A 12,410-nucleotide genomic window follows, 5' to 3' on the forward strand; every position below is an offset into this window, starting at 1 on the left:
GGATTTTCTGACCTGGCCAGGATGGCAACGCCGCCGATGCTGGCTGCATCGGCCAGTTGTCGGACGCCGCCAGGGCGGAAAAGCCGCACTGGACCGACCCGCCGATCTTCTGGGTCAGGTTCTGCGTCTTCAGCGCCCGGCCGGCGCTGCCTGCCGCATCGCCAGGGCCAGGCCGGCCGCCAGCACCCCCACGAAGAGCAGCCCCCCCGGCACCCACATCAGCAGGCCACCCAGCTGCTGGTCCTCCAGCGGGGTGAAGCCCCAGGGCAGCGTCACATCCGGGGCATGCACGGCATAGAGCGCGCGGGGCGCGAAGGTCAGCAGCGCGCCCAGCACGCCCATCTGGATCGCGGTCGCCAGCGCGCCGACCACCGCGGCCAGCGGCCGTCCGGGCCCGTGCCGCAGCAGCGCCGCCCAGAACCAGGTGGCGCTGAAGGCCAGAGAGCCATGCATCAGCCAATAGGCAATGCCATCGGCCTCGAAGGTCGCGGCATAGGGGCCGGGCGCGTGCCAGAGCCAGAGCAGGCCGGCGAAAAACGCCGCCGGCAGGCCGATGCCGGACCGGGCCACCAGGCGCAGCCGCATCACCGCCATGGCCAGCAGCGGCGCCGCCGCCAGCACGACCAGGAGATGCTGCGTGACCCGCAGGCTGAACAGCGCGACCGAGAGGCTGCAGATGGGCGAGGCCAGCGCGAGCGCGAGGACAAGCCAGCCGAGCAACGGCCAGGTGGCGCTGGTGCCGCGCGGATCCGGGAAGCGCCGGGCCAGCGCGAGCAGCAGCAGGGCACCCAGCGCCAGTCCGGCCAGCAGCAGCGGATGCGTGTTCCAGCCCGCCTCCCCCGGCAGCGGCGGCGGGCCGCAGAAGGGCACCGCCAGCGCCGCCAGTGGCCAGCCGCCGAGGGTCAGGCCGGCGCCGGCGGCCAATGGTCGACTCCGGTGCGCTGCGACATTCTTGGCTTGCATCCGCCGGCAACGGTGCTGCCGCATGCTGGTTCCGTCCCGGGGATGATTTCGCCTGTCGGCGGCGGCGCGCCGCAGCCGCAGCACGGCCTTCACAAACGCGATGGCCGCGTCAACTCGATCGCGGGATGAAGGGCTGGCTCGGCGCCCGACTCCGCCCCCGCCACGGCACGGGTCTGCACCAGCAGCTTGCGGCGTTCATGGGGGGACAGGATCCGCCAGATCTCGATCAGCTCGGCCAATTCCGCATCGGAGGCGGGGCGCGGCCGCACGGCTGCGGGATTTTCGACACTGGATCCCATAGGTCACCTCCCGGCTGATACAGGACAGCCACCGGGAGGGAGCATAATTTAACGGAATGACTCGTCCACGCAAAAAATCTAAAATAGAAGATAAGTGATTGCGGCGATGCATGGGAGCAGACGCCGCCTGGAACCGGACGAATCCTGCCACCCGGCCTTGGCTCTACCGCCGAAATTGTCCCGATTCGAGCCGCTCACCGCAACTGCCGTGATTTCATCATGAATCCGCAGGCTCGACGAGGCGAGGCCTCTCGCCCTCGATGAGCGGTCGCTGCAGCGCGATCTCCTCGGCCAGCAGATCCATGACCGGGCGGATGCGCGGCGCCTGGCGCAGATCGGGATGCGTCAGCAGCCAGAGGTCGGAGGCGAAGGCGGGCTCCGGCGGTGCAAGCCGCTGCAGAACCGGCCAGGCATCGCCCAGGAAGCAGGGCAGATGGCCGATGCCCAGCCCGGCCGCCACCGCCCCGGCCAGGCCCAGCACCGTGTCGAACCGCCCGGCCAGGCGGCCGGGCGGCACCTCGCGCAGCGCCTGCACCACCTGCAGGCCCGCCAGGTTGTCACCGAGCCCGACCCAATCCGGCCGCGCCGTGCCCGCCTGCCCCGCCGTGCCGTAGAGTGCCCAGGCGATGCGCGCGACGCGGCGACCGACCAGCGTCGGCGGCGGCTGTTCCGTCGCCCGCAGCGCGATATCGGCATCGCGCCGGGACAGGTTCAGCGCCGCATTGCCGGTGACGAGATCCAGCTGGATGCCGGGGTGCCGCGCCCGCAGGCGCAGCAGCATGGGCATCAGCAGCTCCGCCAGCAGGCTGTCGCTGGTGGCCAGCCGCACCTCGCCGCTCGGCGCGATGGACTGGCCGAGGATGCGGGTGGTGACGCCGCTGATGTCCTGTTCCATCCGCGCGCCCAACGCGGCCATCTCCTCCCCGGCCGGGGTCAGGGCATAGCCGCTGCGATGGCGCTCGAAGAGCTTCGTCGCCAGCTGCGCCTCCACCTGCCGCAGGCGGCGGAAGACGGTCGAGTGGTCGAGGCCAAGACGCGCGGCGGCGGCGGGCAGGTTGCGGGTTTCCGCCACCGCGCGGATCAAGCGGATATCGTCCCAGGCCAGCATCGCGAGCCTCCCTTCAGCCGCGGCAGGATGCGGGTTGCGCGGGATAGACGCAATGTCATCTGCCTGAATGCAATCGCATCCTTGCATCCACGCAATCGGTTCGCGCTTCTCCGGCGCCAGGCCAGGGCCTAACTCTCCAGCCAAGGGAACGCCGATGCGTTCCACAAGGAGATGATCCACATGACCCGCAACGGCTTGCACCATGTCACGGCCATCGCCGGCCGCGCCCAGGACAACCTGGACTTCTACACCCGCACCCTCGGCCTGCGCCTGGTGAAGAAGACGGTGAACTTCGACGACCCCGGCGCCTACCACCTGTACTACGGCGACGCCGCCGGCAGCCCGGGGACCATCCTGACCTTCTTCCCCTGGGAACACGCCGCCCCCGGCCGCGCCGGTGCCGGCGAGTTGCAGGAGACGGTGTTCCGCATCCCGCTCTCGGCCATCGGCTTCTGGACCAGCCGCCTGCAGTCCTGTGGCGTGGAGCGCGCCCAGCATTTCGGCGAGACGCTGCTGCGCTTCCGCGACCCGGATGGCATGCGCCTGGCGCTGGCCGGCGTGCCGGGCATCGAGGCCGAGCCCGCCTGGGACAATGGCGAGGTGCCGCTGGAATACGCGATCCGCGGCTTCCACAGCGTCTCGCTGATGCTGGATCGCACGGCAGCGACCGGCGCCATCCTCTCCGATGTCTTCGGCTTCGCCGAGGTGGCGCGGCAGGGCAGCGTCACGCGCTACCAGGCGGAGGGCACGGCGATCGGCGGCATCGTCGACCTGCAGGAGGTAGGCGGCTTCCTGCCGGCGCGCCTCGGCCGCGGCTCGGTGCACCACCTCGCCTTCCGCGCGGCGGATGATGCGGCGGAGGCGGAGATGGTGCGCAAGCTGGCAGCGAATCACGGGCTGCACACGACGGAGCAGAAGGACCGCAACTACTTCCGCTCCGTCTATTTCCGGGAGCCCGGCCATGTGCTGTTCGAGATCGCGACCGACATCCCCGGCTTCGACGTGGATGAGCCGGCCGAGAGCCTCGGCACCATGCTGAAGCTGCCGGCCTTTCTCGAGACGCATCGGGCCGCGATCGAATCCGCGCTGCCCGAACTGGTTTGACGGATCACCGCCCCCGCCCTTGCGGCGGGGGCGCCAAGGAGTGCGCATGATGAGCACGACGACCGGCTTCATCCACCACTACGAACCCGCCACCGACGCCACCCGCCCACCGCTGCTGCTGCTGCTGCTGCACGGCACCGGCGGGGATGAGACGGACCTGCTGCCGGTGGGCCGCATCGTGGCGCCCGGCGCCGCGCTGCTCTCCCCGCGCGGCCAGGTGCTGGAACGCGGCATGCCGCGCTTCTTCCGCCGCCTTGCGGAAGGCGTCTTCGACGAGGCGGATCTGCGGGCCCGCACCGACGAGCTGGCCGCGTTCATCCGCGACGCGCAGCAGCGCCATGGCCTGGCGCCGCTGGTCGCGCTGGGCTTCTCCAATGGCGCGAATATCGCCGCCGCCCTGCTGCTGCGCCATCCCGGCCTGCTGCGCGGCGCCGCGCTGCTGCGCGCCATGGTGCCCTTCGCCGATGCGCCGGCCGGCGACCTGAAGGGCACGCCCGTGCTGCTGCTGTCGGGCCTGATGGACCCAATCGTGCCGGCGGCGAACAGCCGCGCCCTGGCCAGCCAGTTGCAGGGCGCCGGCGCCAGCGTGACGCATCGGGACCTGCCGGCGGGCCATGGCCTGTCGCAGCAGGATCTCAGCTTGGTGCGGGACTGGGTGGCGCAGCTTTAGCGGCAAGGGCCAGCAGATGCGTCACCTGCGGTGGCGCATCGTCCTCATGCAGCGCGACCACCGCCTGCTGCACGGCCCGGTCGGCCAGGGTGACGCGGCCATGCTGGCGCAGATGCTCCGCCCAGCTCGCCAGTACGAACCATTCGACGATGCGGCCGGGATCCCCGGCATCGACGAAGACGGACCAGGCCAGGGCGCCGTCGCGGCGGCGGATGCGGCCCAGCGGGCGGATCGCGGCGAGGAAGGCGGCCTGGCGCGCCGGGTCGACGCGATAGGCCAGCTGGATGGCGACGGGCCCCTGCTCCGCCGTCTCCGGCACCAGCCCATGCGGATCAGGCCAGTGGCGGGAGGGATCGAGCGCCGCCTCCCCCGCCGGCAGCGGCAGGATGCGGGCCAGCAGCATGGCCGCCACGCCCAGCGCGGCGGCGGCCAGCAGCGCGCCGGGAATGCCGAGCCAGATGGCCACCTGCCCCCAGCCGAGGCTACCGAGCGCCATCGCGCCCGCAAAGACGGTGAGGTAGAGCGCCAGGCCGCGGCCGCGCACCCAGTCCGGCAGCACCGCCTGCACCGTCGCGTTCAATGTGGTCAGCACGGTGATCCAGGCGATGCCGGCCAGGCCGCAGAGCAGGACAGCCAGCAGGTCGCTGCCCACCAGCGCGAGACCGGCCTGGGCCGCGGCGCTGCCAAGCGCGCCGAAGAGCATCAGCCCCTCCGCCCCGCCCAGCCGGGCGCGCAGCCAGGGCATCAGCACCGCGCCCAGCATGGCGCCGAGGCCGATCGCCGCCAGCATGACGCCGTAGAGCCCCGGCCCACCGCCCAGGGTCTGCCGCGCCAGCAGCGGCAGCAGCGCCCAATGCGCGGCGCCGGCGGCGAAGAAGACCGTGGCGCGCAGCAGCACGCGGCGCAGCGCGGGGGCATGCAGCGCATAGCGCAGCCCGGCGCGCATGGCGCCCGGCAGGCTTTCGCGCGGCCCCTCCACCACCGGTGCCTCGCGCTTCCACCACAGCAGGGCTGCGATGACGATGACGTAGCTGATGGCGTCCGCAAGGTAGGTGGCGGCCACGCCCAGCGTGGCGACGAGGACGCCGCCCAGCGCCGGGCCGATGGCGCGGCTGACATTCACGCCCAGCGAGTTCAGCGCGATGGCCGGCCGCAGATCGGCGCGCGGCACCATCTCGGGCACCGAGGACTGCCAGGCGGGCGCGCCCAGGGCCGCGCCGGCCCCGCCCGCCAGCACCAGCAGCAGCAGCAGCCAGGGCGTCATCAGCCCGAGCAGGGTGATGGCGGCCATGGCCAGCGCGACGAGTCCCAGAAAGGCCTGTACGGCGATCAGCAGCCGGCGGCGGTCCATCAGATCCGCCAGTGCGCCGGCCGGCAGCGCGAGCACGAAGACCGGCAGCGTGCTCGCCGCCTGCACCAGCGCCACCATCACCGGCGAGGGCGCGAGCGAGGTCATCAGCCAGCCGCTGCCGACATCGCGCATCCAGGTGCCGATATTGCCGAGCACGGTGGCCGTCCACAGCACCGCGAAAACCTTGTGGCGCAGCGGCGCGAAGGCGCCGGGCTCGCTCATCGCCTTGCGTCCCACCAGGCGACGAGCAGGAAGCCGCCGGCGAGGCCCAGATGCTCGAAGAAGGCATTGGCCGTCATGAAGCGCTCATGGCCCTCGGGCAGCGCCCAGAAGCGGTTGGCGATGAAGGTCGCGGCCAGGGTGAAGCCAGCCAGGGCCAGCGCGCCGGCTGCGCGATGGCGGCCGGAGAGCACCAGGACGCTGGCGCCGAGTTCCAGCAGGATGGTCAGCGCGGCGGTCAGCGTTGGCAGCGGCAGGCCGAAATGCGCGGCCTCCGCCACCGCGCCGCGAAAATCGAGCAGCTTGGTGAGCCCGCCCTGGAGATAGGCGGCACAGAGTCCGAGCAGCGCGAGGCGCGGCAGCCAGGGTGTCGCCAGCAGCGCCCTCATACCGCCCAGCAGCCGCAGCCGAAGGCGCCCCAGAAGCCGGCGGCATCGGCGGCCGGCGCCTGCGCGCCCCAGGCGCGGCCATGGGCATGGCCATGCACTGCGCAGGCATTGGCGCAGCCGCAGGCGGCCGCCGTTGCCGCATCATCCGCCATCAGCCGCGGCGCGCCGCGCTGATAGCCGCCGAAGCGCCGCACCGGCGACCAGTCCGGCATGGCCGCAGGCAGCGCGGGCGCCATGTCGGCGAAGTCGCCGGCGCCATGCACCACCTTGCCGCCGAGCAGGGTCAGCACGGATTCCAGATGCAGGATCCGCTCCTCCGGCACGCTGAAAAAATCCTCGGAGAGCACGGCGAGATCGGCGAGCTGCCCGACCTCGATCCTTCCCTTCTTGCCTTCCTCCGTCGAGAACCAGGTGTTCCGGTCGGTCCACAACCGCAGCGCCGTTTCGCGATCCAGCCGGTTCGCCGGCGGATACATCCGCAGCCCGCCCAGCGTGCGGCCGGTGACGAGCCAGGCGAGCGAGACCCAGGGGTTGTAGCTGGCCACCCGCGTCGCATCCGTGCCCGCGCCGAGCTTCACACCGCTGGCCAGCATGCGCGCGATGGGCGGCGTATGCGCCGTGGCCTCCGCGCCGTAGCGTTCGAGAAAATCCTCGCCCTGGTACATCATGCGGTGCTGCACGGCGATGCCGCCGCCGAGCGCCGCGACGCGATCGATATTGCGGTCGCTGATGGTCTCGCAATGGTCGAAGAACCAGTGCAGGCCCTCCAGCGGCATGTCGCGGTTCACGCGCTCGAAGACGTCGAGCGCGCGGGTGATGGTCTCGTTGTAGGTGGCGTGCAGGCGCCAGGGCCAGCGATTGGCGACCAGCACGCGGATCACCTGCTCCAGCTCGGCTTCCATCTCCACCGGCAGTTCGGGACGCGGCTCGCGAAAATCCTCGAAATCGGCGGCGGAGAAGACCAGCATCTCGCCCGCTCCATTGTGGCGCAGGCTGTCATCGCCCTGCCCCGGCTGCACCAGTCCGGCCCAGCGCCTGAAGTCGGCGACTTCCTCGCCCTTCTTCTGGGTGAAGAGGTTGTAGGCGATGCGCAGCGTCAGCTCGCCCTCCGCATGCAGCTTGCGGATGATCTCGTAATCCTCGGGATAGTTCTGGAAGCCGCCGCCCGCATCGATCACGCCGGTGACACCCAGGCGGTTCATCTCCCGCATGAAATGCCGGGTGGAGTTCAGCTGATACTCCGGCGGCAGCTTGGGGCCGCGCGCCAGCGTGGCATAGAGGATGGTGGCATTGGGGCGGGCCAGCAGCAGGCCGGTGGGGGTTCCTGAAGCATCGCGCTGGATCTCGCCGCCGGGCGGATCCGGCGTGTCCTTCGTGTAGCCGACCACGCGCAGCGCCGCGGCGTTCAGCAGCGCGCGGTCATACAGATGCAGGATGAAGACGGGCGTGTCGGGTGCTGCCGCATTCAGCTCCTCGATCGTCGGCAGGCGACGCTCGGCAAACTGGTGGCGCGTGAAGCCGCCGACGACGCGCACCCATTGCGGCGGCGGCGTCACCGCCACCTGCGCGCGCAGCATCGCCATGGCATCCGCAAGGCTGGCCACGCCGTCCCAGCGCAGCTCCATATTGTAGTTCAGCCCGCCGCGGATGATGTGCATGTGGCTGTCGATCAGCCCGGGGATCGCGCGGCGGCCGCCGAGGTCGATCACCTGCGTCGCGGGGCCGGCACCGTCGCGCACATCCCGCAGCTCGCCCACCGCGCTGAAGCGGCCGTCGCGGATGGCCACCGCCTCCGGCGCCGGGTTGGCGCGGTCCAGCGTGGTGAAGCGGCCATTGACCAGGATGAGGTCGTGCCCTTCGGTCATGTGTCCTGCTTTCCTTCCGGCCTGGCCTGGTGCGTGCCATGCGTGCAGATGCGGGAGACGGCCTGCGCCAGGTCGACATGGCCGCGCCACCAGCCCACCGCCTGCTCGCCCACCAGCATCCCCAGAAGGCCGAGCAGCGCGATCACCGGCGGCGCGGGGGAGCGCACGCCGAACAGCCCATAGGTGACGCCCACACCGAGCCCGAGCAGCGTCGAGATGAGATAGGGCGCCATCTGCGTCTCAATGCCCTTCGCTGGCGCCGAACATGGACTTCGCATAGGTGATGCCGAGGCCATAGGCGCCGCCGAGCTGGCGCGCGACGCCGGTCGTCATGTCGTAGGTCTCGGCCCGCGCCCAGTCGCGCTGCAGCTCCAGCATGTATTGCAGCGAGGTCATCGGCACGCAGCCGGCCTGCACCATGCGGTCCATCGCGCGGTCATGCGCCTCCGCCGAGACATCGCCGCAGGCATCGCCCACGACATAGACGTCAAAACCCTGGTCGCGGGCGGAGAGCGCGGGGCCTACGATGCAGACCGAGGTCCAGAGCCCGCTGAGCACGATGCGCGAGCGGCCGAGGCGGTTGACCTCCTCGATGACAGCCGCATCCTCCCAGGCATTCATGCTGGTGCGGTCGAGCAGCGCCTGGCCAGGGAAGGGGGCCGTCACCTCGTCGAACATCGGCCCCGAAAAGCCCTTGGCGGCGACGGTGGTCAGGATGGTGGCGACGCCGAAGCCACGCGCGGCGCGGGCCAGCAGGGCGGCGTTGTTGCGCAGTTCGATGGCGCTGATGGATTTGGTGGCGAAGGCCATCTGCGGCTGGAAGTCGATCATCACCAGCGTGTGGTCGGCGGGCGTCAGCAGCCGGGCACCGGCGACGGGCTTGGCTTGGGGCATCGGGGGTGTCCTTGGATTGCGGGCGGCGGGTGCCGGAGGCAGCGCCTCCGGCAGGCTGGCTCAGCGGCGGGCCGTGCCCGGATTGCCGTCGAGCGGCGCGCCGTAGCGGGTCTCGCCGGGGGCGCCGAGCTCGCTGTTGAAGCGCAGGATATAGACCGGGCCGCCACCGAAGGCCGGGCGGCCATTGCCGTAGGTCACGCGGTATTCGCCCATGCCGGTGGCTTCCACGCGCGTCGCGTCGCCGCCGACCACGGGCTGGCAGTTCATGTTGTAGACGACCTCGGTATTCTCGCCGGAGCCGCGCACTTCCTGCACCTGGCAGCTCATCAGCGTCTGCGCGGAAGCGGGCAGCGCGGCGGCGGAGACGGCCAGCGCGGCGGCGGCCAGGATCGGGAGAGACCTCATCGGATGTTCCTTCCAGGGGGATCAGGCCCGGCGGCGCCGGAGGCCTGCACCGGAGGGGTTCCGATGCGGGGTGGACGATGCCGAGCCACCCCGGTTTGAAACAATTATGCGGTGGTATGCCCGGGCCTGTGCCTTCCGCCACGCAGGGGTCGCCCCGCGCGCCGCTTCGGCGCGCAAGGCATCCGGTGCCGCGGCCGGCCTCCCTATACGAAGGTATCGTCGGCGCGAACTAACCCGCGGAAAGCCGGTCCACCATGCGCACCAGCTCGGGCAGCGACCGCGCCTGCATCTTCGCCATGGCCTGGGCGCGATGCACCTTCACGGTGATCTCGCTGAGGTTCAGCTCCGCCGCCACCTGCTTGTTCAGCTGCCCGGCGGCGACCATGGTCATGATCTCCCGCTCCCGCTGCGTCAGCGTGGCATAGCGCGCCTGCAGCACGGCCAGCGCAGCCAGGTCGTCGCGCCGCGCCTCGCTGAGCGCGATGCCGCGATGCACGGCATCCAGCAGATCCTGGTCGCGGAAGGGCTTGGTGAGGAATTCGATGGCGCCCGCCTTCATCGCCGCGACGGACATCGGCACATCGCCATGGCCGGTGATGAAGACGATCGGCAGCGGCAGGCCGAGCTGCGCCAGGGCGCGCTGGAATTCCAGGCCGCTCTGCCCGGGCAGGCGGACATCCAGCACCAGGCAGCCCGGCGCATCGCGGCGCGGCGCGGCCAGGAAATCCCGCGCCGAGGCATGCGCCTGCACCTCGTGCCCCACCGAGCGCAGCAGGCTCTGCAGCGATTCGCGGATCGCCTGGTCGTCGTCGATGACATAGACCACCGGCGTCATGCCGCGCTTCCCTGGGTCCAGGCCCGCCCGGCGGTCGGGGCGTGGATGGGCAGGGTGAAGTGGAAGATGGCGCCGTCCGGCGCATTGTCCTCCACCCAGAGCCGGCCGCCATGCGCCTCCAGGATCGACTGGCAATACGTCAGGCCCATGCCCGTCCCCTCCGGCTTGGTGGTGAAGAATGGCTCGAAGATATGCCGCCGTTGCTCCTCCGCAACGCCCGGCCCGGTATCGGCGAAGGAGACCTGCACCTCACCCTCCCGGCCCGGCCGGCTGGTCACGCGCAGCAGCAGCGCCCGGCCGGTGACCTGCGACATCGCCTCCAGCGCATTGCTGGCCAGGTGGGCCACCACCTGCTCCAGCTGCGCCGCGCTGCCATGCACCGGCGGCAGCCCGGCGTCCAGGCGCAGCTGCAGCGCTACGCCGTGCTGGCGCGCCTCCGCCTCGCAGCGCGCCAGCACCTCCTGCAGCAGGCGGTTCAGGTCCAGCGCGGCGCGATCCTGCTCGCCCTTGCGGAAGATGGCGCGGATGCCCTCGATGATGCGGCCGGCGCGCAGGCCGTCGCGGCCGATCCGCTCCAACGCCGCGCGGGTCTCGCCGTGGTCCGGCGGGTCCCGCAGCAGCCAGCGCAGCCCGGCATTGGCATTGGTCACCATGCTGGCGAGCGGCTGGTTCACCTCATGCGCGATGGAGGCGGACAGCGCCTGCAGCGACAGCAGCCGCGCCTCCCGCACCCGGCGCTCCGCCGCCACCATGCGGGCAAGCTGTGCCGAAAGCGCCGTGGTCTGCGCCAGCAGCACGAAGAGCACCACCATGCCCGCCACCAGGCCATAGAGCCGCCCCGCCCACCAGCCGAGGCTGAGCCGCATCCCGCCGCTGATGAAGCTGAGCATGGAGATGTCGATCAGCAGCGAGAAGGCCACCACGGTCAGCCACAGATCCAGCACGGACCAGCCGCGCAGCAGAAGGATGACGAAGGCCGCGGCATAGATGACGGCGGCGAGGATGGCGAAATAGGTCCAGTTCACCGAGATGGTGCCGGCCTCCAGCATGAAGCGCGGCAGCAGCGGCTCATGCCGCAGGATCAGCACGACGAGCCCCGCCGTCGCCACCGTCACCGCCAGGATGCAGGCGGCGATCACGCGGCCGCTGTGCCGGGGCGCCACGGCCGGCGCCTTGCGGCAGGCCAGAACGGCATAGGCCAACAGCAGCAGCGCGAAGCCCAGCCGGCGCGCCGCCGCGATGGTCGCGGTGGCCTGCGGCCCGGCCGGCGGCACGCCGATGGCCTCGAAGACTCCGGGGAAGGTCAGCGCCCAGGGCAGCACCATGAGGCCCGAGAAGAGATAGGCCGCCGCCAGCAGCATGAGCGCGAGGAGGCGGTGCACGGAGAACAGCGCCAGCAGCAACGCGCCGGTGACCAGCTCGATCACCGCCAGCGCCGCGGCATAGGCGGGCAGCAGTTCCTCGGAGCCCGGCAGCGGGATCAGTGCATGCGGCGCGGCAAGCGCCATGCCGAGCAGCAGCAGCGCCATGACGCCGCCCGCCAGCCGCTTTTGCGCGGCGGAGGGCGGGCTGGTCGAGAGGAGGGAGGGCTGCTCATCCTGCCGGACCATACCCAAACCGCCGTCTCCGTCCGCCGCGCGGCGCAAACTGCCTGATTCGGAAGGCCTTGTCACGAAAGCCCAGGGACGCTGCCCCGGCCAGGGGGGCGGCATACCTTCGTATGATTGCCTCCGCCCGGGTTGCGGCCTTCAATGGGGCGTGGGCCAGGAACGAAGGATGATGCTGCTGGTTGCACGACAAGGCGGAAGGGGAGCCGCCCCGCGGCCCGCGTTCCGGAGGCCGGGCCGGTGCCGCCTTCGGTGACCCGCCGGCCGCGCCGCCGGAGCCGTGCCGCCGCGCCGCCGCCCTTCCCTGTCGCGCAGGATGGCCACGGCGCGGTAGCTTCGGGTCCCTACGCGCCGAGCCCCCCAGGGCCGGGGCCCGACGACCCGCGCCGCCCCACCCCGAGGGACATCCGATCCGCCCCGATGCCGCTTTCCCACCCCCCTGCCCGCCGGCCCGCCCGCTTCCGCGCGGCACGGGCCGCCACAGGCATCTTCGGATGAAGGAGGTCTTCTCCCTGTGGCCGGCCGAGCCCGTTGCGCCGGGCGCGGCCCCGGCGACGAGCGGGCCGGATATCCTGCCCGGCATGGCGGCCGGGCCGCGCAGCAGCCTGCCGCGCTGGGCGCCGGCGCCCCGCCAGGCCGGCCTCGCCGCCGCCCTGCGGGCGCTGCGCGAGCCCACCCGGCTGCGGGCGCTGGGCGGGGCG

Annotated in this window: 14 protein-coding genes; 3 read left to right on the forward strand and 11 right to left on the reverse strand. The window is 71.6% G+C overall.

Annotated features, from left to right (window positions below; all coding sequences use genetic code 11):
- Positions 1-129: 129 nt before the first annotated feature.
- The 3 genes from ACTIF1_RS24800 to ACTIF1_RS24810 form a co-directional block, all read right to left on the reverse strand.
- On the reverse strand, positions 130-924 hold the full coding sequence (locus ACTIF1_RS24800) for a cytochrome c oxidase assembly protein (protein WP_439599139.1): 795 nt from the start codon (positions 922-924) through the stop codon (positions 130-132).
- Between the two features lie 128 nt (positions 925-1,052).
- Positions 1,053-1,232, reverse strand: coding sequence for a hypothetical protein (locus ACTIF1_RS24805; RefSeq protein ID WP_439599140.1), 180 nt, complete (start codon positions 1,230-1,232; stop codon positions 1,053-1,055).
- A 247-nt stretch (positions 1,233-1,479) separates the two neighbouring features.
- On the reverse strand, positions 1,480-2,370 hold the full coding sequence (locus ACTIF1_RS24810) for a LysR family transcriptional regulator (RefSeq protein ID WP_439599141.1): 891 nt from the start codon (positions 2,368-2,370) through the stop codon (positions 1,480-1,482).
- A gap of 180 nt (positions 2,371-2,550) precedes the next feature.
- Between ACTIF1_RS24810 and ACTIF1_RS24815 the strand changes: the two genes are divergently transcribed.
- Complete coding sequence (locus ACTIF1_RS24815) at positions 2,551-3,474, forward strand: ring-cleaving dioxygenase (protein ID WP_439599142.1); 924 nt, start codon at positions 2,551-2,553, stop codon at positions 3,472-3,474.
- A gap of 49 nt (positions 3,475-3,523) precedes the next feature.
- Entirely contained in the window at positions 3,524-4,144 is a 621-nt protein-coding gene (locus ACTIF1_RS24820; RefSeq protein ID WP_439599143.1) for an alpha/beta hydrolase, read from the forward strand.
- Here the strand turns inward: ACTIF1_RS24820 and ACTIF1_RS24825 are convergent.
- The 8 genes from ACTIF1_RS24825 to ACTIF1_RS24860 form a co-directional block, all read right to left on the reverse strand.
- Positions 4,110-5,717 carry an MFS transporter gene (locus ACTIF1_RS24825; RefSeq protein WP_439599144.1) on the reverse strand — a complete coding sequence of 536 codons (1,608 nt, stop codon included), beginning with the start codon at positions 5,715-5,717 and terminating at the stop codon, positions 4,110-4,112. The genes ACTIF1_RS24820 and ACTIF1_RS24825 overlap by 35 nt on opposite strands.
- A complete protein-coding gene (locus tag ACTIF1_RS24830; RefSeq protein WP_439599145.1) occupies positions 5,714-6,103 on the reverse strand; it encodes a DoxX family protein in 390 nt (129 codons plus the stop codon). Before ACTIF1_RS24830 ends, ACTIF1_RS24825 begins: the two co-directional genes overlap by 4 nt.
- Positions 6,100-7,968: an amidohydrolase gene (locus ACTIF1_RS24835; protein WP_439599146.1), complete on the reverse strand. Its 1,869-nt coding sequence runs from the start codon at positions 7,966-7,968 to the stop codon at positions 6,100-6,102. Before ACTIF1_RS24835 ends, ACTIF1_RS24830 begins: the two co-directional genes overlap by 4 nt.
- Complete coding sequence (locus ACTIF1_RS24840; RefSeq protein WP_439599147.1) at positions 7,965-8,201, reverse strand: DUF1427 family protein; 237 nt, start codon at positions 8,199-8,201, stop codon at positions 7,965-7,967. Before ACTIF1_RS24840 ends, ACTIF1_RS24835 begins: the two co-directional genes overlap by 4 nt.
- A gap of 7 nt (positions 8,202-8,208) precedes the next feature.
- The gene (locus ACTIF1_RS24845) at positions 8,209-8,862 is read right to left on the reverse strand and encodes a hydrolase (RefSeq protein WP_439599148.1); all 654 of its coding nucleotides are present in this window, start codon (positions 8,860-8,862) and stop codon (positions 8,209-8,211) included.
- 60 nt (positions 8,863-8,922) lie between these two features.
- Positions 8,923-9,267 (reverse strand): hypothetical protein, encoded by a 345-nt coding sequence (locus ACTIF1_RS24850; RefSeq protein ID WP_439599149.1) that lies wholly within the window; start codon positions 9,265-9,267, stop codon positions 8,923-8,925.
- 229 nt (positions 9,268-9,496) lie between these two features.
- Positions 9,497-10,102: a response regulator transcription factor gene (locus ACTIF1_RS24855; RefSeq protein ID WP_439599150.1), complete on the reverse strand. Its 606-nt coding sequence runs from the start codon at positions 10,100-10,102 to the stop codon at positions 9,497-9,499.
- Positions 10,099-11,712 (reverse strand): sensor histidine kinase, encoded by a 1,614-nt coding sequence (locus ACTIF1_RS24860; RefSeq protein WP_439599151.1) that lies wholly within the window; start codon positions 11,710-11,712, stop codon positions 10,099-10,101. Before ACTIF1_RS24860 ends, ACTIF1_RS24855 begins: the two co-directional genes overlap by 4 nt.
- A gap of 491 nt (positions 11,713-12,203) precedes the next feature.
- Here ACTIF1_RS24860 and ACTIF1_RS24865 point away from each other — a divergent pair.
- The coding region (locus ACTIF1_RS24865) for a hypothetical protein (RefSeq protein ID WP_439599152.1) at positions 12,204-12,410 on the forward strand (207 nt) is incomplete at its 3' end.

Source organism: Falsiroseomonas sp., from assembly GCF_051860665.1.
Taxonomy (GTDB): domain Bacteria; phylum Pseudomonadota; class Alphaproteobacteria; order Acetobacterales; family Acetobacteraceae; genus Falsiroseomonas.